Source organism: Bilophila sp. T19-St14, from assembly GCF_059728385.1.
Map to the genome: position 1 here is coordinate 371,903 of NZ_BAAGFT010000001.1, position 19,696 is coordinate 391,598.

Annotated in this window: 18 protein-coding genes; 15 read left to right on the forward strand and 3 right to left on the reverse strand. The window is 55.1% G+C overall.

From position 1 onward, the window contains the following. Nucleotides 1–2 precede the first annotated feature (2 nt). A complete protein-coding gene (locus tag AC6I1V_RS01555; RefSeq protein ID WP_479858291.1) occupies nucleotides 3–959 on the reverse strand; it encodes an SAM-dependent methyltransferase in 957 nt (318 codons plus the stop codon). A 142-nt stretch (nucleotides 960–1,101) separates the two neighbouring features. Here AC6I1V_RS01555 and AC6I1V_RS01560 point away from each other — a divergent pair, with 142 nt between their 5' ends. From AC6I1V_RS01560 to AC6I1V_RS01575, 4 genes are all read left to right on the forward strand, one after another. Beyond that, nucleotides 1,102–4,701: an FAD-binding and (Fe-S)-binding domain-containing protein gene (locus AC6I1V_RS01560; protein ID WP_486854247.1), complete on the forward strand. Its 3,600-nt coding sequence runs from the start codon at nucleotides 1,102–1,104 to the stop codon at nucleotides 4,699–4,701. A 102-nt stretch (nucleotides 4,702–4,803) separates the two neighbouring features. Continuing rightward, the gene (locus AC6I1V_RS01565; protein WP_302552169.1) at nucleotides 4,804–5,655 is read left to right on the forward strand and encodes a sulfide/dihydroorotate dehydrogenase-like FAD/NAD-binding protein; all 852 of its coding nucleotides are present in this window, start codon (nucleotides 4,804–4,806) and stop codon (nucleotides 5,653–5,655) included. Beyond that, entirely contained in the window at nucleotides 5,642–7,066 is a 1,425-nt protein-coding gene (gene gltA / locus AC6I1V_RS01570) for an NADPH-dependent glutamate synthase (protein ID WP_479858289.1), read from the forward strand. The genes AC6I1V_RS01565 and gltA overlap by 14 nt, the downstream gene beginning before the upstream one ends. Before the next feature lie 554 nt (nucleotides 7,067–7,620). Then, nucleotides 7,621–7,764: a FeoB-associated Cys-rich membrane protein gene (locus AC6I1V_RS01575; RefSeq protein ID WP_302554531.1), complete on the forward strand. Its 144-nt coding sequence runs from the start codon at nucleotides 7,621–7,623 to the stop codon at nucleotides 7,762–7,764. A gap of 549 nt (nucleotides 7,765–8,313) precedes the next feature. Here the strand turns inward: AC6I1V_RS01575 and AC6I1V_RS01580 are convergent. After that, a complete protein-coding gene (locus AC6I1V_RS01580; protein ID WP_337431743.1) occupies nucleotides 8,314–9,645 on the reverse strand; it encodes a M23 family metallopeptidase in 1,332 nt (443 codons plus the stop codon). Nucleotides 9,646–9,706: 61 nt separating this feature from the next. After that, nucleotides 9,707–10,129 carry a CBS domain-containing protein gene (locus AC6I1V_RS01585; protein WP_302554533.1) on the reverse strand — a complete coding sequence of 141 codons (423 nt, stop codon included), beginning with the start codon at nucleotides 10,127–10,129 and terminating at the stop codon, nucleotides 9,707–9,709. A 253-nt stretch (nucleotides 10,130–10,382) separates the two neighbouring features. On the opposite strand from AC6I1V_RS01585, the gene AC6I1V_RS01590 reads away from it, so the two are divergent. From AC6I1V_RS01590 to AC6I1V_RS01640, 11 genes are all read left to right on the forward strand, one after another. Further along, complete coding sequence (locus AC6I1V_RS01590) at nucleotides 10,383–11,045, forward strand: protein-L-isoaspartate(D-aspartate) O-methyltransferase (protein ID WP_302554534.1); 663 nt, start codon at nucleotides 10,383–10,385, stop codon at nucleotides 11,043–11,045. A 73-nt stretch (nucleotides 11,046–11,118) separates the two neighbouring features. After that, on the forward strand, nucleotides 11,119–11,973 hold the full coding sequence (locus AC6I1V_RS01595) for an Mrp/NBP35 family ATP-binding protein (protein WP_302554535.1): 855 nt from the start codon (nucleotides 11,119–11,121) through the stop codon (nucleotides 11,971–11,973). A gap of 191 nt (nucleotides 11,974–12,164) precedes the next feature. Continuing rightward, entirely contained in the window at nucleotides 12,165–12,719 is a 555-nt protein-coding gene (gene pgsA / locus AC6I1V_RS01600; RefSeq protein ID WP_302554536.1) for a CDP-diacylglycerol--glycerol-3-phosphate 3-phosphatidyltransferase, read from the forward strand. Further along, the gene (locus tag AC6I1V_RS01605; protein ID WP_486854248.1) at nucleotides 12,716–13,078 is read left to right on the forward strand and encodes an FtsB family cell division protein; all 363 of its coding nucleotides are present in this window, start codon (nucleotides 12,716–12,718) and stop codon (nucleotides 13,076–13,078) included. Before pgsA ends, AC6I1V_RS01605 begins: the two co-directional genes overlap by 4 nt. Continuing rightward, on the forward strand, nucleotides 13,062–14,096 hold the full coding sequence (locus tag AC6I1V_RS01610) for a tetratricopeptide repeat protein (RefSeq protein WP_497736813.1): 1,035 nt from the start codon (nucleotides 13,062–13,064) through the stop codon (nucleotides 14,094–14,096). The genes AC6I1V_RS01605 and AC6I1V_RS01610 overlap by 17 nt, the downstream gene beginning before the upstream one ends. A 26-nt stretch (nucleotides 14,097–14,122) precedes the next feature. After that, on the forward strand, nucleotides 14,123–15,073 hold the full coding sequence (locus AC6I1V_RS01615) for a hypothetical protein (protein ID WP_486849919.1): 951 nt from the start codon (nucleotides 14,123–14,125) through the stop codon (nucleotides 15,071–15,073). A gap of 91 nt (nucleotides 15,074–15,164) precedes the next feature. Then, the gene (gene fbp, locus AC6I1V_RS01620; RefSeq protein ID WP_302554603.1) at nucleotides 15,165–16,169 is read left to right on the forward strand and encodes a class 1 fructose-bisphosphatase; all 1,005 of its coding nucleotides are present in this window, start codon (nucleotides 15,165–15,167) and stop codon (nucleotides 16,167–16,169) included. 136 nt (nucleotides 16,170–16,305) lie between these two features. Then, a complete protein-coding gene (gene tsaD, locus AC6I1V_RS01625) occupies nucleotides 16,306–17,394 on the forward strand; it encodes a tRNA (adenosine(37)-N6)-threonylcarbamoyltransferase complex transferase subunit TsaD (RefSeq protein ID WP_302554604.1) in 1,089 nt (362 codons plus the stop codon). 158 nt (nucleotides 17,395–17,552) lie between these two features. Then, complete coding sequence (trxA, locus tag AC6I1V_RS01630) at nucleotides 17,553–17,876, forward strand: thioredoxin (RefSeq protein WP_294624935.1); 324 nt, start codon at nucleotides 17,553–17,555, stop codon at nucleotides 17,874–17,876. Continuing rightward, complete coding sequence (locus AC6I1V_RS01635; protein WP_302554605.1) at nucleotides 17,873–18,799, forward strand: NAD(P)/FAD-dependent oxidoreductase; 927 nt, start codon at nucleotides 17,873–17,875, stop codon at nucleotides 18,797–18,799. Before trxA ends, AC6I1V_RS01635 begins: the two co-directional genes overlap by 4 nt. A gap of 2 nt (nucleotides 18,800–18,801) precedes the next feature. Next, complete coding sequence (locus AC6I1V_RS01640) at nucleotides 18,802–19,524, forward strand: outer membrane protein assembly factor BamD (protein ID WP_302554606.1); 723 nt, start codon at nucleotides 18,802–18,804, stop codon at nucleotides 19,522–19,524. Nucleotides 19,525–19,696: the final 172 nt, after the last annotated feature.

The window sequence follows — 19,696 nt, forward strand, 5'->3', positions numbered from 1 at the left end:
TTCTACTGTTCCAGTTTCGCCCATGTGAGTTCGTGTTTGTTGCAGGACAGATGCATGAGCCGCGATCCCGGAATAGCCGCGAATTTCGCTGCGGTGGCGTGATCCGTCTCGGCTTGGAATTTGAGGGTACACACGAAGTTGCGGCATTTCCCCAGCTCGATCCAACGGCAGATGACCTCATACAGCTTGTCGGGATAACAAATCATATCTGAGAACAGCCAATCCACGGCCCCGGCATGGCGGGGATCAAGGGCAAAGCCGCTGCCGATGCAGTGGGTTACGCCGGGCATGTGATCCACCTGTGGGGCGAGTGGGGCCTTGTCGATGCTGAAAACCTGTGCGCCGAGGCTGGCGAGTACCCATGTCCAACCGCCGGGGGCCGAACCCAAGTCAAGGCACAGATCGCCGGGGCCGGGACGTTTGGGCAATAGAGTGAAGGCTTCCCAAAGTTTGAGGTAGGCCCGGCTCGGCGGATCGATTTTGTTTTCGTGGAACCGTACCATGCCGTCGGGGAACGGCGACGAGCACCGGGCCGAAGCGAGGATGAGGTTGGGCTCCCACAGCGTCCATGAGCCGAGCGGGGCCGTAGGCGCGGCTTCGCCGAAATGACGCGGCTTTTCGGAGACGTGGGGGAGTTTTTCCTGAATGAGGGAGGCACGGCGATGGTTTTCCTCGGAATGCAGGTGCCAGTTCCGTTGTATGGCGGAGAGCTTGCGTGCGCCGTCCCCAATGGATTCGATGGGCAGGAAAACGGGCGTTTCCCATGTGTTTTGAGCCCATGCCGCCGGGCGGGGCGCGCCCTTGGCGAGCACGAGCCTCCCCCGGACTTCAATAACCTCGTCTCCGAGTTCGGCAAGAAGATCTTCAAGAAAACCCTTCGCGGCAAGATATGCGGTAAAGGGAACCGTAATGGGGGATGCGTTTCCAGAAACGGAGGCGTCGGCGGATATTTTTTTCATAAAGAGAAGAAATGACCCCTGAGGGGCAAAATCGGCTGAAATGTTTATGCCTTGCAAAGGCGTTGCCGAGTCTCTATACTCCACCTTTGTTTTATCCACAATCCGCGAATGGGGATTTCCCGCCAGACATAAGGAAGCTCACATGCCTCATAAAGGCCCGCACATTTCCATTGCTCCTGATTTTGTCGTCAACCGCATTCTCCGCATCAATCTCGAAGACTTTGCCGACTGGCCGGAATCCGTGCGGCATCTGGCTACCGAAATCGCGGAAGAGTTGTTTCTTGTCGCATACAACCCCTTCGTGGATCCAGCCACGGTCAAGGCGAGCGTGAAGGAACGCTTTGAGCGGGAGGTGTTTGCCCTCGCTCACCACTATGCGAATACCATCGGCGAAGGCATCACCCTGTTCTGGAGCGGGCATGAGGCTGAAGTCGCTTTTCGCAAGGAACTGGTCGAACGCCTGAGCGCATTCCTGCCGCCGGACGCCATCGTCACCCGCCCAAGCGCGCTGGTGGCCTGCGCCACGGACGCTACCGACTTGCGTATGGAGCTGCCGCTCATGGTCGTGGAACCCGCCAACGCGGAACAGGTGAGCGAACTGGTCAAGCTGGCCAATGAATTGAAGTTCGCGCTGATCCCGCGCGGAGGCGCGTCCGGGCTGACCGGCGGTTCGGTGCCCATGCGGCGGCGTTCCGTCATCGTCCGCACGACACGGTTCACGAAGATGTCACCGGTGGATCATGAAAACATGAGCGTAACGCTGGACGCCGGGGTGATCACTCAGGCGGCTATCGACGCCGTGGCGAAGGAAGGATTTCTTTTCACCGTGGATCCGGCTTCAAAGACCGCTTCGACCATCGGTGGGAATGTTGCGGAAAATTCCGGCGGCCCGTTCGCCTTTGAATACGGGACGACGCTGGACAACCTGCTTTCGTGGCGCATGGTGACGCCCACCGGCGAGATCATCAGCATTGAGCGCAAGAACCATCCCCGCCACAAGATTCTGCCTGATGAAGTGGCCGTGTTTGAAGTCAAGGACATCAGCGGCGGCGTGCGGAGCGTCGTGGAGCTGCACGGTTCCGAAATCCGTCTGCCGGGCCTCGGCAAGGATGTCACCAACAAGGCGCTCGGCGGCCTTCCGGGTATGCAGAAGGAAGGTGTGGACGGCATCATCACCGATGCGACCTTCATCGTGCACAAGAAACCCGCGCAGTCGCGGGTCATGGTACTGGAATTTTACGGCCGTTCCATGCATCAGGCCGCTGTGGTCATCGGTCAGATTGTCGAGCTGCGCAACCGTATCCGTGAGGAAGGCGACTACGCCCATCTGTCGGCGCTTGAAGAGTTCAATGCCAAGTATGTGCGCGCCATTGAGTATCAGAAAAAGTCGGACAAGCACGAAGGGACTCCCATTTCCGTCATCATCATCCAAGTGGACGGTGATGAGGCGTACTTGTTGGAAAAGTGCGTTCAGGAAATCGTGGACATCGTGGCTCCGCACGACAACGTGGCGCTTCTCGTGGCGAAGGATGAGAAGGAAGCCGAAGTTTTTTGGGAAGATCGTCACCGTCTTTCCGCCATTGCCCGCCGGACGTCCGGTTTCAAGATCAACGAGGACGTGGTCATTCCCATGCAGCGCATCCCGGACTTTGCGCTGTTCCTTGAACAGCTCAATCTGGAGTGCGCGGCAACGGCATACCGTCAGGCGTTGCAGGAGCTGGGGCGTCTGCCCGGTATGGCGCTGGAGGATAAGGATCTCAACCGAGAGTTCGTCAATGTGACCCGTGTGGCGCAGGGCGGCGTCCCTTCTTCCGAGCTTTCCGATGAGGAAATGGAAGAGCGCGCGGTGGAATTCCTCCGGCTCATGGCCGAACGTTATGACCGCCTTGCCCCCAAGATCAAAAAAATCAGCGATAATATGCTGGTAGGCCGCGTTGTGGTGGCGAGCCATATGCACGCTGGCGACGGGAATTGCCACGTCAATATCCCCGTCAACTCCAATGACCTGCATATGCTTGAAATTGCAGAAGAAGCCGCTATGCGGGTCATGGCCGAGGCTCAGGAAATGGGTGGGGCCGTTTCCGGCGAGCACGGCATCGGCATCACCAAAATCGCCTTCCTCGGAAAGGACAAGATGGACGCCATCCGAGAGTTCAAGAAGCGGGTGGATCCGCGCGACGTATTTAACCCCGCCAAGCTCACGCAGCGTGAACTTCCCGTGCGTCCGTTTACCTTTTCCTTCAACCGCCTGATCGAAGACATCCGTCAGAGCGGTTTGCCGGATAAGGAACGTCTCATCAGCCTGCTTGCCTCCGTGCAGATGTGCACCCGCTGCGGCAAATGCAAGCAGGTGTGCCCGATGATGTACCCGGAATGCTCCTATCATTTCCATCCCCGGAACAAGAATATGGTGCTTGGGGCGATCATTGAAGCGATCTATTATTCGCAGATCAACAAGGGGCGGCCCGATCCGTCCATCCTTGCGGAACTGCGGGCCATGATGGAGCACTGCACGGGATGCGGCCGCTGCACGTCCGTGTGCCCCGTAAAGATTCCTTCCGCCGATGTGGCGTTGCAGCTCCGCGCTTTCCTTGAGGAAGAAGGCGCGGGCGGGCATCCCCTGAAAAGCAAGGTGCTGGACTGGTTGGTGCGGAATCCTGCGCACCGCATCCCCCAGGCTGTCAAGGCGGCTGCGCTGGGCCAGAGGATGCAGAACAGGATTATCGGCATTGTGCCGCAGACCATCAAGAAACGTTTGTATAATCCGCTGTTTTCGGGTAAAGGCCCGGAACCGGGGTATAGGAACCTGTACGAGGCGCTGCATCTGGAACGCGGGAACATCTTTGTGCCCCGCTTCGGGGATGGTGCCCCGGTGCAGGAAAATACGGCTCTGAAAGAGGCGGTATTGTATTTCCCCGGTTGCGGGGGAAGCCTGCTTTCCCGAACCATAGGTTTATCCGCCTTGGGGCTGTTGCTGCGGACGGGCGTCGCTGTTATCCTGCCTGAAACACATTTGTGCTGCGGTTATCCTTTGCTGTCTTCAGGGGCCGATGCGCAGTTCGCCTCCAACATGGCACGGAATAAAGAGGCATTGCAGGCGACCATCGCTTGCGCGACCAAGCGCGGTTTCCGGGTGACGCATATTGTCACGGCATGCGGTTCGTGCCGTGAAGGTATTGAGCGTCTTGAGCCTTCGACGTTGTTTGGTGAAGGAGGCGGGGAGCTCGTGCACCTTGACGTGATGCAGTTCGTGCAGGGCCGGATGGATGCCAACTCCGAGCTGTTCAAGGGCAAAGTTCTGTATCATGCCTCCTGCCATCCAGAATGGGTCGGCGTCCATAAGGTAAAGGGGGTGCAGAAGCAGGCAGGTGCCATTGCCCGGCTGACCGGCGCGTCGATGGAAGTCTCTCCGGGATGCTGCGGCGAATCGGGTATGGGGGCTATAGCGTCTCCGCTGGTGTACAATACGCTGCGCAGGCGGAAGATGGATGTGCTGGGGGCGGCCTTGGCTGACTATCCGGCGCAGAGCCCCATTCTGGTGGGATGCCCTTCCTGCAAGGTAGGCATTACGCGGAGCCTGATGGCCATGCATGTGCGCAAGCCCGTGCTGCATACGGTGGAATGGCTGGCGACGCTGCTGTTCCGCGAGCGGTGGGGCGAGAAATGGATTCGGGTTTTTCGGCGTCGGATTGCGCCCAGTGCGGATGCGCAGGGCGTGCGGATCGTCGAATTGGATGGATGACCTCCCTTCGGAGGTTCCGGACGCGGCAGGACAAGGGGGCTCGTTCGGGACAGGTGCGACGGGGCTCGGATTTGGTGATTTGAAACAAGGAGTGCCTTACACATGCCAACCACGATACTGCATAAGGAATCGTTGATTCCTGGTCGAACGAGTAAATTGGTGCTGGACGCGCCGCAGATTGCTGCCACGGCAAAACCGGGGCACTTTGTCATGCTGCGCGTCAACGAGCAGGGGGAGCGCTTCCCTCTGACCATCGCTGATACGGATCCGGAAAAGGGAACGATCACCATCGTCTATCTGGTGATGGGCAAATCGACGATGATGCTTGAAGCGCTTTCCGAAGGCGACAGCATTCTTGACGTCGCTGGCCCGCTCGGAAAAGCTACGCATATCGTCAAGGGCGACAGCGTGATTTGTGTTGGTGGCGGCACTGGCATCGCCGCGATGCACCACATCGCCAAGGGACATCACAGGGCCGGCAACTACGTAATCGCCATTATCGGCGCGCGCAGCAAGGATTTGCTTCTGTTTGAGAACGAATTGAAGTCGTTCTGTGATGAAGTGCTTATTTCGACGGATGACGGCAGCTATGGGCATAAGGGTTTTGTGACTGAGTTGCTGAAGGATCGTCTTGAGAAAGACAAAAAGGTTCAGGAAGTCGTCGCCGTTGGCCCCGTGCCCATGATGCAGGCCGTAGCTGGGACGACGTTGCCCTTCGGAGTCGCCACGACCGTCAGCCTGAACTCACTCATGGTGGACGGCATTGGAATGTGCGGGGCATGCCGTGTGACTGTTGACGGGGAAACCAAGTTTACCTGTGTCGACGGCCCGGAATTTGATGGGCACAAAGTGGACTTTGCCGAACTGCGTCAGCGTCTGTCCGCCTTCCGGTCTCAGGAAAAGCAATCCATCGAACATCACGAGCACAGGTGCAGCTGCCATGACAAACACTGAGAATGCGAAGAAACCCGCCAAGACGCCCCGCGTCGATATGCCCTGCCAACCCGCTGCTGTGCGGGCGCACAACTTCAAGGAAGTCGCGCTCGGCTATTCGTTGGAGCAGGCGCAGCTTGAAGCCAGCCGCTGCCTCCAGTGCAAGAACCCGCGCTGCCGTCAGGGATGCCCGGTTGAAGTCCGTATTCCTGAATTCATTGCTCAGGTCGTCAAGGGTGATTTGGCGGAGGCCTACCGTATCCTGAAAAGCACCAATAGTCTCCCCGCCGTGTGTGGCCGTGTGTGTCCGCAGGAAAACCAGTGCGAAGGCAAGTGTATTCTGGGCGTCAAGGGCGAGCCGGTGGCGATTGGCCGTCTGGAACGCTTCGTTGCCGATAATGCCATGCATGATCCCTGTGTCGGGGTAACCGACAACGACGCTTGCGCCGTCACCAACCCGGATTTGAAGGTTGCCTGTATCGGATCCGGCCCGTCTTCCATTACCGTAGCGGGATATCTCGCCGCGCGCGGAATCAAGGTTACGGTGTTTGAAGCGCTGCATGAGGCGGGCGGGGTGCTCATCTACGGTATCCCGGCCTTCCGTCTGCCCAAGAATGTTGTGGCTGCGGAACTTGATGGCTTGCGTCAGAACAATGTAGAGTTTCGTACCAACTGGATCGGCGGTCGGACGGTTTCCGTCCAGCAGTTGTTCGATGAGGGATACAAGGCCGTGTTCATCGGCGTGGGGGCAGGGTTGCCTCAGTTCCTTGGTGTTCCCGGAGAAAACCTCATCGGTGTGTTTTCCGCCAACGAGTACCTGACCCGCGTGAACCTTGGGCGCGCCTATGATTTTCCCAATTTCGACACGCCGACGTATCCCGGCAAGCATGTGACGGTATTCGGTGCCGGGAACGTGGCGATGGACGCCGCGCGTACGGCTCTGCGCCTTGGGGCGGAAAGCTCCACGATCATTTATCGCCGTTCGCGTGCTGAAATGCCCGCGCGCCGTGAAGAAATAGAACATGCGGAAGAGGAAGGCGTGAAGCTTTTCGAGTTGGTGGGGCCGTTGCACTTCAACGCCGGCGAGAGCGGCGTGTTGAAGTCCGTGACCTTGCAGCGCATGGCGCTTGGTGAGCCCGATGCCTCCGGGCGCCGCCGCCCCGTACCGATTGAGGGGGAGGTTTTCGAGCACGAGACGGATCTCGCGGTTGTGGCTGTGGGGACGCGCTCCAACCCGATCCTGCTTGAGGCGACGCCGGGGCTTGAACTCAACAAGCGCGGTTATATCGTTGTCAATGAGGAGACGGGCGAAACGTCCATTCCGAATGTTTTTGCCGGCGGCGACATCGTGACCGGCGCGGCTACGGTTATTTTGGCTATGGGGGCCGGACGTAAGGCCGCTCAGGAGATCGCCAAGCGTCTGCTCGGCTGATATTTTTCAAGATCCCTGTTGTGAAAGGGAAGGCTTCGGCCTTCCCTTTTTCCGTTTGGCTCTGTCATAGTATGTGGTTGTTTTATCTCTATAGTACGGTGAAAATACGGCTTTTTTATCTAGTTTTTCCGTTGGCGGAATCTATGGCTAAGGCATTTTGTTGGCTATTCCTTTGGAACTTTAAGGAAAGGCTGTATCCTAGAAAATAGTTGATGCTTTATTTCCTTGAAATTCCAAAGAAATAACCAATAAATCCCCCAATCACAAAGCCCACCAGCGAAAAATTTGGAGAAAAAGCATATATTTTCAATCTATTGGTAAAACAAAACAACCATGTACTATGACAAAGCCTAAGAAAAAAGCATCAACCATTTTCTAGGACACAGCCTTCCGTTTATGCTGTTCAATCGTTTTAGGAAACAGGATAACGAGGTGCGCACACTTGAAAAGAGGAATAATGATATTCGTCTATACTTGACAAAGAATTTCAATATCATTATTTTTTATTAACGAATGTGCAATTGTACGTTTTTTGAAGGGTTGGAGGTAACTCAATGGATATACAGCTTGTTATTGTGAGCCTTATTGTTTTGGCTGCGGTAGTGTATATAGTTTGGCGCGCAAAGAAAGCTCGGAAAGGGCAGTGTTCTTGCGGATGTGGCGGCTGCGGCAAGAGCTGCAAGCCGAAGACGCTTTAAGTTGTCCAACAGAATATGCCTTCGGGGGATATGCTCTGACAGGCGTGTTCTGAACGCTTATTTTTTGTAAAAGGCTATCCTATTCGGCGTGTTATACTGTGCAAAATGGATTTTGGCGAAAATAAAAACGCCCTGCAAAATGAGTCTTGCAGGGCGTTTTTATTGTCTTGTGTGGCTCTCCCCCCCGTCTTCCCAATGATTTTTTCTTGGCTGTGCCATACGGAAATGGTTGATGCTTTCTTTTTTGAAGTTTGGGTTCACCAATAAAAGACATCAATCCTTGAACCCCACCAACGGAAAACCAAAGAAAAAGGCCGTATTTTCACTGTACTATGGAGATAAAATTACCACATCCCATGACAGAGCCTTTTTCTGTCGATTGGAGTCGTATCAATCTTAAGGGGGATCCGTATCCCAAAAACTGTGAGCAGTTTTGGTAAGCACACATTCAGAAAAAAAGAGGGTGGGGAGGAAACAGTTTTGGGGAAAGGAGAACTGTCCTCCAGAAAGTTCTCCTTTCCCCATCCATAGTTTTAAAGCTAATTCGCCTTAGCGTTCGGCTCCAGCGGCATTAAGCCGATCGGTAATGGTGTTTTTGATCCACTTGGGATCCAGCCAATCAAGCGGCTGTACTTGGATGCCGTGCATGAGGATGCCGAAGTGCAAATGATCTCCCCCTGCAAGGCCGGTTGTGCCGGTGAGCCCGATGATGTCTCCCTTTTTTACCGTAGCGCCGACGCTTGTTTGAATTTCGCTCATGTGGGAGTAGAGGGACTGCAAGCCGAGGCCGTGGTCGATAATGATAAGGTTGCCGAAAATGCCGAGTGGTTCCGCAAAGACGACCTTGCCGTCATTGGCTGCGGGAATCGGCGCGTGGGCGACGGAAGCGAGGTCTTGTCCCATATGCGTCTGCTCGTCGATTTTCGCCCCGTTGTGCATATACGTACGCTGATCGCCATAGGAAGCTTTGGAGGCCGATCCCGGCAGGCGCTTGAATGCACCGCTCCACAGCATGGTGGGCGAGGTGTTTTTGCCGATTTCCAACAGCGTTTTTTCATTGGAAATACGTACTTCGTTGTTGATCTTCACATACCGTTCGAGGTTTGAAATGTCTTCAGGAACCAGCTCCTTAAAAACATCTTCCTTACCGTTTAGGAAATTGTCGCTGATATTAAGGGTATCTTTACGGAAATTTCGCTCTCCGGCGTTGACGAGGACTCTGTTTCGGGATTCGTTTCCGGCAAGATCCCGCGTGATCAGTTCCGGCGTGAACTTTCCTTTGGGCGTATCCAACGGGAAGGGGAAGAAGCAGTAGTACAGGCCGTTTGGCTGAAGGAAAGCGGGGAAGAATTGCTCGCCGAGTTGGACACCAGTCATGCTGGCATCTTCCGAAACGCTGTAGGCTATGGCTGTCACGCTGCCACGGCGCAGGGCGGGGACCGTCGTTTTAATGCGGACCTTAGGCGGCTGCGTGTCCAATTGCATGTTCCACTTGCGCGTGGTTCCGTTTCCCTTGCCAAAACTCATGAGGGAATTGTCCCGCGCCGTGATTTCCAGTTCAAAGGCACCGTCTCGAAGGCCCGCGTTCTTGAGGTTGAACGAAGTCGTTTGAACGGGGGCTGGCTCGCTGAATACTTTATCGAGAATCACCAGAGACTGATTGTTGCGGTGGATGGTGACGACAACGGAGCGGACGCCTGATTTGACGTCCATAAGTTTGAGGGTAATCTCCTGCGTTGGCGAGATCCGCCCGGTATCGGGCGTCATAGTGATTTCAGGCCCGTCAAGGTCGTCCAGAAAGAGATAAATGCAAAAACCTAAGGCAGCTAGAATGAGTGTTACAAAGCCATAACTGATGGTATTACGAATGATGCGACCCATTTTTTTTCCTTAAAGCGCGCTCGGTGATGAAAGAGGCTCCAACGGGTTGAGGAGTGGGAGATCAAGCGTCGTGCAGCAGCGCGATGGCCAGACGCAGGAAATCGGCTTCGGTGATGATGCCGACGAGTTTCCTGTCATCATCAAGGACCGGCAGACAGCCGTACTTGTTGCGGTACAGGATTTCCGCCGCTTCCCGGAGAAGGGTATCGGGCGAAACTGTTTTGACATCCGTTTGCATGATGTCGCCGACCAAAATGGCGGATTCGATTTCTGCTTGTTCTTCCTGATTGATTTCCGCAAGATGCGATACCGCATAACCGAGGAGATCCCGGTGTGTGAGCAGCCCGACGAAATGATCTCCGTCTTCGGTCACGGGAATGTGGCGGATCTTGGCAAGCTGCATGAGGGAGCGCACGTCTTGAAGGGTATCCGTGCGCCGAAGCGTAAACACTCTGTTCGTCATCAGGTCGCTGACATAAATCATATTTGTTCTCCATAAAAAGGTGCAGCATGGCTCGGTGGAGTGATGAGGATTCGTTAAGGCACGAATCAAGGGGCCATGCAAAAATACCTGTTTGAGGCGATGGCGGGAGCTTGCATTCTTGCGCAAGACGGTCATACTGTAAGAAAGCATTTTCGCACAGGGAAAGCGTCTAGGCAAGTGGCGGCCGACGCCTTCCGGTATGCTTTGGGAAGCCGCCCGGCGGATATTTGTAGTGTTTTTTACTGGAACATTCATGACAGAACTCGGACAGCAAAGGATTTTTCCCGATTTCAAACGCCAGCGCGCACGGATGGTCAAACTGCTTGAAGAGCGGGGCATCACAGATGAGGCTGTTCTTACAGCCATGCGGACGGTTCGGCGTCACCTTTTCGTCCCCGAAGCCCTTCAGGGGCGGGCTTATGAGGAGCACGCCCTGCCCATCGGGTTTGGGCAGACGATTTCGCAGCCCTATATCGTCGCGCTCATGTCGCAGCTGCTTGAGGCGAAGCCGGGAATGAAAGTGCTTGAAATCGGTACGGGATCCGGATATCAGGCGGCCGTACTGAGGGAAATGGGGCTTGAAGTGTTTACGATAGAGCGTGTGCGGGAGTTGTACGAAGCCGTAAGGGAGATTTTCCCGGAAGGAAGTTCGGGCATCCGTATGAAGCTCAGTGATGGAACTTTAGGCTGGCGTGTTCAGGCCCCTTTCGATCGTATCATTGTGACGGCGGGAGGCCCGAATCTGCCCCTGCCGCTTCTTGAGCAGTTAGCTGATCCCGGAATTATGGCTATCCCGGTGGGAAGGGCGCGCAGGGAGCAGAAGCTGCTCCGCGTATCCAAGCGCGACGGCAGGGTGACGGCAAGGGCTTTCGGCAATGTCGCCTTTGTTGATCTTGTCGGAGATCATGGTTGGTAAGGTTTCTTTTCCCTGTCTTTTGTGGCAAACCGGGACGGTCCTTTTGGGACTAACGCTTTTCAGGAGTCTTTTCATGTCGTCATGTTCCAATCAGGCCCCGCAGGGGCAGGCCACGATCCCCATGACCGCGGCTATGCAGAATAAAGTACTCTCCCAAAATCTGAAGGATGTGCGCCACAAGCTGTTCGTCATGAGCGGCAAGGGGGGCGTGGGCAAGAGTTCCGTAACTGTCAACCTTGCCACGGCCCTTGCCTCGCGCGGCTTTACGGTCGGTATCCTTGATGTGGATATTCACGGGCCGAGCGTGCCCCGTTTGTTGGGCGCTTCTGCGTCCGTCATGGCTGACGAAGACGGTAAAATGCTGCCTGTTCCCTGTGGTGAGCGCATGTCGCTTATTTCCATGGATTCTTTCCTGAAAGATAAGGATACGGCGATCCTCTGGCGCGGCCCCAAGAAGACGGGGGCCATCAGACAGTTTTTGACTGATGTGCGGTGGGGGGCTTTGGACTATCTGCTCATCGACTCCCCTCCAGGCACGGGCGACGAGCACTTGACCGTGCTGGATGCCATCCCCGATGCGGGGTGTATCGTTGTGACCACGCCGCAGGAGATTTCCCTTGCGGACGTCCGCAAGGCCCTTGATTTCCTCAAGCAGGTACAGGCCCCTATCCTCGGCATCGTCGAAAACATGAGCGGGTTGAGCTGTCCGCATTGCGGGAAGGAAATCGATTTGTTCAAAAAGGGCGGCGGAGAGCAGCTTGCGAAACAATATGAGCTGCCGTTCCTTGGTGCCATTCCGCTGGATACCGCCACGGTCATCGCTGCGGATCGGGGCGTGCCGGTTGTTTCCTTGACGGAAAACTCCCCGGCGCGTCAGGGATTCATGGCCCTCGCGGACGCCGTTATCGCCGCGACCGAGGGTGAATAGGGATTTTCCGCCGGAATATGCTGTAAGGCGGATCTGGCCGCTCCACAGGCTGATCCGCCTGTTTTTATATTGCCTTGAACATGGGATAGTTGTCTGAAGCAAAGCCGCTGTGGTGGGGAATTCTGCTCTTTGCCTTTCACAATGGTTGTGCTATAGAGACCCAACAACTGTCGCCAAAAGCGGGTAATACTATGTTCAATTTGGCAAATCAGCTTACACTGGCCCGGATTTTTTTCGTCGTTCCTATCATTCTCCTGTTGTATTTTCCGGGGAAGATCACCTGCTTTCTCGCAGCGGTGCTTTTCGGCATTGCGTCGCTTACCGATTTCCTAGACGGGCATATCGCCCGTAAGGGGAATATGGTTACGAGCTTCGGGAAGTTTCTGGATCCCCTTGCCGACAAGTTGCTCATCTGCTCCATCCTGATTATGTTTGTGGAGCTGGGATGGGTTCCGGCATGGGTGACCATCATCATCATCGGCCGGGAGCTTGCCGTGACCGGTTTGCGTGCAATGGCCATTGATGAGGGCGTCGTCATTGCCGCGGACAAATACGGCAAGGTCAAGACCGTCATGCAGATCATCGCCATCATTCCTCTCTTGCTCCATTATCCGCTTTTGGGCGTAAACGTGCATTTGATTGGAAATTTTCTGCTTTACATTGCCCTTGTGCTCACGATATTTTCCGGCCTGAATTACTTCTATAAGTTTTATGGCATCTGGCGGGAAAACGATCGGGCTGCATGATGAACGCACGAAGCACCGTAAATACATCTTCCAAGGCCACGCTTTGGAAAGTTTTTATTCTCATTCTGGCTATTATCGTCAATGCGGTTCTTGCCTCTCGCCTGCTGTGGGGGCACCAGAGCCTTGTTTCGTATAGGGAACTGGCTTCGCAATATGCGGAACTGCTCAAGGAGCGCGATGCCTTCGATGCCGTTAATGCGGGGCTGAGCAGGGAAATCCGCCTCCTGCAGTCTGACGAGAAGTATGTGGAAAAGATGATCCGGCAGCGGCTGAATTTCGTTCGCAGTAACGAAATTCTTTATCTTTTTACGGAAGATGCGAATGCGCGTGGAGCCCTGCCTCATGATGGAAAAAATTGAGTGGTATCAGGAAGTCCTTAAACTGGACCCTGATTCCAAAGTTTTTTTCCCGCTGGCGAAACTCCTGAGGGACTCGCAGCAGCCGGACAAAGCCATAGAGGTATTGCGGGCAGGATTGCGGCATTCGTCCGTTTTTCTCGAAGCGCGCCTTTTGCTGATCCAGATTCTTTTTGAACAATCCCGTTCCGGCGAGTGTTCTGAGGAACTTTCCGCCGTAACGGGGTTGCTGGAAAACTATCCTGCTTTCTGGGAAGTGTGGGCTGAGTCCGTTTCGGAGAAGAACAGGGATTTGGCGCTGGCTATCCGGTTGATGGCCTCGACGATACGCCACCCGGAACGCTCGCTGAGCCTGATTCTGGAGAGCGGCTTAGGCATATTGCAGGACGTCCGCCGCAGCTTCTCCTCTTCCCAGCCTCGTGAGACTTCGGATTCCGATCCCGCATGCGGCGGCTCTCCCGGAGAAACCCTCTGTACGGTTGCGCCCTCCGCTCAGGAGCGTTCTTCTTCTTCTTCTTCTTCTTCTTCTTCTTCTTCTTCTTTCCGCACGGCACCTGTAGAGGAGCCATCCCTCGCTGATGCGGAACTCCTTGAGAGCATGCTTGAGGAAAGTGCCCCCGTCAGGGAGCAGCCTCCACGCGCGACGCCTTTTTTGCCAAACAAAGCGAAACCGGATCATATGGTTCATGATGAGGATTCAGGCCATATGGCTGATGAGAATCCTGAAGAGCCGACACTGCGGACCCGCTCCATGGCAGATGTCCTTGCGGAACAGGGGGACATTGTCGGTGCTCTTGAAATCTATCAGGAGCTTGAAGCTGCCGCGCCTACACCGGAAGAAGCCAGAGAATTACATGATAGTGTCGTCGCATTGGCCTCCCGGATGGCTGGAAACAGTGGGGAACCCGGGGAGCAGACGGAAATGGGAGAACCTTCGTATGGCGACGTGGGAGGGCAGAACAAGTTAATGTCCCTTCTGGAGTCGTTAGCGGATCGCCTCGAAGCACGGGCGCGCGTATAGTACGCCTGTTTACATTGGAGAATGGTGTGTCTTTGCAGAGTTCTTTTATCACGACGGCCCTGATTGGCTCTTTGGTGTTTATCGGAGGCTGTTCTACGCTCGACAGCACATGGAAAAGCACCAAAGCTTTTTACGGTGAATACATCAATCCCCCCGCCCAGATTGACTATGAGGACAAGGGGGTATTGAATGATGCCGAAACGATGCTCGCCTCTCGCATGGTGGGTATAGACATCCAGCTTGAGCAGCTCGAGCGGTATCTTCAGAACTCGGACAGGCCGCCGACGGGTGAATCCGTGGAGATTCTCTTCCACCGCTTCCCGTGGCTTTCCGGCCTTGCGGCGGTAGACGCCGACGGCACCGTTCTCGCACAGGAGCCTCCGGCGGCCATGAAAGAGCTTGATTTTGCGAAGATGCTGGAGCAAAAAGCCAGAGGCAACGAACTGCGGGGCCTTCGCGGTTTGGTTGAGGATACGCCGCTTGGGCCAGAAGTGTTGATCGGTATTCCCATTTACTCCGGTTCGGAAATGTTGGGATTGCTCGTGGCTCATTTTGACATGCGTTCGCTCCTCACTTATACCAGCGGCGCAGAGGATCTTGTTGTGCTGGCGCCACAGGGGGTTTTGTGGCCGGGCCGTTTTGCGGTTGACGCCACGCCGTTGACGGGGCAGGACTGGAACGAACTCACAAAAGATTCCACACATGGTATGGTATCCAACAAGACCGGATCGTTCATCTGGATGGTACGTTTCCTTGGGACGCAGCCGATTGTGTTTGCGACGCCTTCGGAAGGGCATTTCCCCGAACAGCCCGGACAGTTGGATGCGCTGTCCCACCCGGCGGCCTTCAGCTCTCAGGGCATGCTGGCTCCAGTCACGGAGTCCTCTGTCATTGAAGGCGGAGAGAGCAGTATCCTGACAGCGCCGCTCCCCCCCATTAAGGGGTTGGGAATGGAGGAATCGGCCATTACAGATTGATCAAGGTGCTGCATGCCCGTTTTTGATGGCTATTCAAAGGCGATTTCTTGATTCACTTTCAGATCGTTCACAGGACCCATAAGGAGGGCTCATGTCTTCTGAAATCACCGTCACCGAACATTTGCTTCTGCAGCAGCAGAGGGCTCCGCAGGCGACGGGCCACTTTACTGCGTTGTTTCATGATCTTGTTCTTTCGGCCAAAATCATAGCCCGCAGCGTAAATAAGGCTGGTCTGCTTGATGTTCTTGGCGGCACCGGGGATATCAACGTTCAGGGTGAGAATGTCCAGAAGCTTGATGATTTTGCCAACAGGGTTCTTCTGTACCGGATGGAGCGTTCCGGTGTGCTGTGCGCCATCGCTTCCGAAGAGAACGCGGAATTGGTGCGCGTTTCCGCGGCATTCCCCCGTGGGGATTACATGCTGATCTTTGACCCGCTGGATGGCTCCTCCAACATCGACGTGAACATCAACGTCGGAACCATTTTTTCCATCCTGCGCCGCAAGCCCGGACGCACCGGTGAGGTGCAGCTTGATGAAATCCTCCAGCCCGGTTCCGAGCAGGTAGCCGCCGGTTACTTCCTCTACGGCACTTCGACCATGTTGGTGTACACGACTGGTCAGGGGGTACATGGGTTCACGCTTGATCCGAGCGTGGGGGAATTCCTGTTGTCCCATCCCGATATCCGTATCCCTGAGGCCGGAAGCATCTATTCGGTCAATGAGGGGAACTGGAACCACTGGGATGATAAGGCACGTGCCGCGATCGACTACTTCAAGCATCCTGACGATCCGAATGCGGCCCCCTGTTCCGCACGGTACGTCGGTTCGCTGGTTGCCGACTTCCACCGGACGCTCCTGTACGGCGGCATCTATATGTACCCACCGGACAGCCGCAAGGGAAAAAGCCGTGGGAAGCTGCGGTACTTGTGTGAAGCCTCTCCGTTGGCTTTTGTTGCGGAGAATGCCGGCGGTGCCGCAAGCGACGGCTATAACCGCATTCTGGACATTACGCCGACCACGCTGCATGAACGGGTGCCCCTGTTTATCGGCTCCCGCAAGGATGTCGAAGCGGTCAATGCTATTTACAAGAAGTAATCCGCGCATGGCCGGATACGGTCCGGCGGCGTGATGGACGGACGATCGACCTCAGGGCATGTTCGCATGCCGAGAATGGGTCGATCGTTCGTTTATCAGGGATATTGTTTTTTTCTATTGAACACGATGGGTTGTCATGCTTTGCCTTGGTATCGAAACGTCTTGTGACGAAACGGCGCTGGCACTGGTCAGGGACGGGAAGTGTGTGGAGTCCGTGCTTGCCACGCAGATGGATGTGCACGCCCTGTTTGGGGGGGTTGTCCCGGAGATCGCCTCCCGGGAGCATTACCGTTTTTTGGGCGCATTGTATGACGAATTGATGCGCCGCACGGGATTGACCCTCGCAGATGTGGATGTGGTGGCGGTGACCCGTGGCCCCGGGCTCCTTGGGGCTTTGCTTGTTGGTGTGGCCTTTGCAAAAGGGCTTTCTTTGGCGGGCAACAAGCCGCTTATTGCCGTCAACCATTTGCATGCGCACTTGTTGGCCGTGGGCCTTGAACATGAGTTGCAGTATCCGCTGCTCGGACTGCTCGTTTCCGGCGGGCATACCCATATTTACAGAATAGACGCCCCGGAGTCGCTGGAACTGCTTGGGCGTACGCTCGATGACGCTGCCGGGGAAGCCTGCGACAAGTTCGCGAAGATGTTGGGGCTGCCATATCCCGGCGGAGTGTTGCTGGATCGCCTCGCCCAAAAGGGGACTGCCGATGCGCGCCTATTCCCGCGTCCATATGCTCATGTGGATAATTTGGATTTCAGCTTCAGCGGATTGAAGACGGCCGCACTGACATATCTCAACGAACACCCCGCGCTTGTGGAGGAGGGCAGGCGTATCCGCGAAGCCGGTACCGACTCGGCTTCCCCCGCCCTGTGTGATGTCTGCGCATCCTATATGTTGGCTGTGGCTGAAACGCTGAGCCTTAAGATGGAGAAGGCGTTTTACCATGAGCGGCAAAAAGGGATCGCCGGAATCGTCGTCGCTGGCGGTGTGGCCGCCAATACGCAGGTTCGGGCCGCAATGCATGCGCTTGCCGGGAAAGTGGGCAAGCCGCTTTTGTTGCCATCAAGATTTCTGTGTACCGATAACGCCGTCATGATCGCACATGCGGGAGAATTGCTGGCCTGTAAGGGGTACGGGCAGGGATTGGCGTTCCCCGCAATTCCTCGTGGGCAAAAACTCCCTGATGATTTTGGGGAGTTGCGTGTCCCTCTGCTTCCTTTTTAAACAGCTTGGGCCGTTTTTCTCAAAGAGTGAATCTTTTCCGCAGCATCTTGACACCCTGAGATCTCGCACCTACAATTGCTACGTTGGAGGCACTGCATTTTCTCGTAAAAAGTGCACCAGTTTGTTTCTTAACAAGCAACTTTCGTAAGGAGTCGGTAATGGCTACCCAAGTGAATGATTCCAACTTTGATGCCGTTGTGTTGCAGTCCCAGCTTCCTGTCTTGGTTGACTTTTGGGCCCCTTGGTGCGGCCCTTGCCGTGCCATCGGCCCCATCATTGATGAGCTCGCCAATGAGTACGAAGGCAAGCTGTCCGTGGTCAAGCTGAATGTGGATGAAAGCCCCTCTACCCCCGGCAAGTATGGGATTCGCGCCATTCCTACCCTTATTCTTTTCAAGAACGGTGAAGTCGTTGAGCAGGTTACCGGTGCCGTATCCAAGTCCAGCATCACGACTATGATCGAACAAAAGGCTTTGGCATGAAGCATTACGACGCCATTGTCGTAGGCGGCGGCCCCGCTGGGATCACTGCCGCCCTTTATCTCTGCCGTTCCGGACTTTCCGTAGCCCAGATCGAAATGCTTGCTCCCGGGGGGCAAATCCTCAAGACGGAAAGCATTGAGAACTATCCCGGATTCCCAAAAGGGATTAAGGGATGGGAGATGGCGGATGCGTTCGCTGCGCATCTGGATGGTTACGAACTGGATCGGTATAATGATGCGGTTCTCAAGATGGAGCAGGTTCCCGGCGGCTGGTTGTTCAGCATAGGGAAAGAAACCATCGTAGGGAAAGCGGTCGTTGTTTGCTCTGGTGCCAATCCCCGTCCTCTGGGTGTGCCGCGTGAAACGGAACTCACGGGACGGGGGGTTTCGTATTGTGCCTTATGTGACGGCAATTTTTTCCGCGATCAGGTCGTTGCCGTGGTTGGCGGAGGGAACTCAGCGCTGGAAGAGGCGTTGTACCTTTCTAGGATTGCCAGCAAGCTGTATTTGATCCATCGGCGGGAAGGTTTCCGCGCCGCCAAGGTTTATCAGGATAAAATCCGCGCCGCTTCGGACAAGATTGAACTGGTGTTGGATACTGTGGTAACCGGTTTGATAGGAGAAGGCTCGTTGCAGGGGCTTCAACTGAAAAATGTCAAGACCGGTGAAGAAACACAGCTTCCTGTGGATGGGATGTTCGTCTTTGTGGGCTATGAGCCTCAAAACAGCTTCCTGCCCGCCGGTCTCGAATTGGATCCGCAGGGGTTCATCATTACGGATTGCGAGATGCGGACGAATTTGCCGGGACTCTTTGCGGCGGGGGATATCCGTTCCAAGATGTGCCGTCAGGTGACAACCGCCGTCGGGGATGGGGCTACAGCCGCTACGGCTGCCTTTACGTATCTTGAACAACTGGACGCCTAAGCATGTATTTTCGCCATCTAGTGCTGGCCGCATGTCTCTTGCTTCTTTCTGGGTGTGGCATCATTGACTATTTCTTCCTGCCTCCGCCAGAAGATACGGCTCAGGAGCTTTATGAAGGCGCCAACGACGCCATGCAAGAGAAGAATTACTCACAGGCTGCTCAGTACTATACGAAGCTCAAGGATAACTTCCCGTTCAGCCCTTATACGGTTGAGGCGGAATTGTCGCTTGGTGACGCTTTATTCCTTGACGAAAAATACCCTGAGGCAGCCGAAGCTTATAAAGAGTTTGAATCGCTTCACCCTCGCCATGAGGCTATTCCCTACGTTTTGTATCAGGTAGGGATGTCTAATCTGAAGAGTTTTATTTCCGTAGATCGGCCCACGACGTCGACGCAGGAGGCTTTGGAGTTCTTCGGACGGTTGAGGGAGACCTATCCGGATACTGAATACGCTCAGAAAGCTGTCGAGGAAATGAAAAATTGCCGTCGGCTCCTTGCTGAACATGAGCTGTACTTGGGCGATGTATTCTGGAACATGAACAACTATGGCCCGGCTTGGCGGCGCTATACGTACATTGTGGATAATTTCCCCGATGTGCCGGAAGTCAGTACTCATGCGAAGGAAAAGGCCCTGTCTGCGTACTATAGGTACCGTGAGCAGCAGTCACAGAAAGCCCGTGAGCAGATCCAAGGTTCGTGGAAGCGTTGGTTTGATTGGCTTTAGCCGCTCTTTAAGCTGAAAGAAAAACGCCGTCGGGAGATTTCCGGCGGCGTCTTTCTTTCGTGTAGGTGGAAGAGAGCCCTCAATCCCATCCACAGTGAGTCAGCTTTTTTCTATGAAGGAGGACATACTTACCTGCGGGCTGTGCCATAGGAAACGGTTGATGCTTTATTTC

Coding starts and splice junctions, on each gene's coding strand:
- AC6I1V_RS01555 (WP_479858291.1), bottom strand. CDS start 959: ATGAAAAAAATATCCGCCGACGCCTCCGTTTCTGGAAACGCATCCCCC.
- AC6I1V_RS01560 (WP_486854247.1), top strand. CDS start 1,102: ATGCCTCATAAAGGCCCGCACATTTCCATTGCTCCTGATTTTGTCGTC.
- AC6I1V_RS01565 (WP_302552169.1), top strand. CDS start 4,804: ATGCCAACCACGATACTGCATAAGGAATCGTTGATTCCTGGTCGAACG.
- gltA (WP_479858289.1), top strand. CDS start 5,642: ATGACAAACACTGAGAATGCGAAGAAACCCGCCAAGACGCCCCGCGTC.
- AC6I1V_RS01575 (WP_302554531.1), top strand. CDS start 7,621: ATGGATATACAGCTTGTTATTGTGAGCCTTATTGTTTTGGCTGCGGTA.
- AC6I1V_RS01580 (WP_337431743.1), bottom strand. CDS start 9,645: ATGGGTCGCATCATTCGTAATACCATCAGTTATGGCTTTGTAACACTC.
- AC6I1V_RS01585 (WP_302554533.1), bottom strand. CDS start 10,129: ATGATTTATGTCAGCGACCTGATGACGAACAGAGTGTTTACGCTTCGG.
- AC6I1V_RS01590 (WP_302554534.1), top strand. CDS start 10,383: ATGACAGAACTCGGACAGCAAAGGATTTTTCCCGATTTCAAACGCCAG.
- AC6I1V_RS01595 (WP_302554535.1), top strand. CDS start 11,119: ATGTCGTCATGTTCCAATCAGGCCCCGCAGGGGCAGGCCACGATCCCC.
- pgsA (WP_302554536.1), top strand. CDS start 12,165: ATGTTCAATTTGGCAAATCAGCTTACACTGGCCCGGATTTTTTTCGTC.
- AC6I1V_RS01605 (WP_486854248.1), top strand. CDS start 12,716: ATGATGAACGCACGAAGCACCGTAAATACATCTTCCAAGGCCACGCTT.
- AC6I1V_RS01610 (WP_497736813.1), top strand. CDS start 13,062: ATGATGGAAAAAATTGAGTGGTATCAGGAAGTCCTTAAACTGGACCCT.
- fbp (WP_302554603.1), top strand. CDS start 15,165: ATGTCTTCTGAAATCACCGTCACCGAACATTTGCTTCTGCAGCAGCAG.
- tsaD (WP_302554604.1), top strand. CDS start 16,306: ATGCTTTGCCTTGGTATCGAAACGTCTTGTGACGAAACGGCGCTGGCA.
- trxA (WP_294624935.1), top strand. CDS start 17,553: ATGGCTACCCAAGTGAATGATTCCAACTTTGATGCCGTTGTGTTGCAG.
- AC6I1V_RS01635 (WP_302554605.1), top strand. CDS start 17,873: ATGAAGCATTACGACGCCATTGTCGTAGGCGGCGGCCCCGCTGGGATC.
- AC6I1V_RS01640 (WP_302554606.1), top strand. CDS start 18,802: ATGTATTTTCGCCATCTAGTGCTGGCCGCATGTCTCTTGCTTCTTTCT.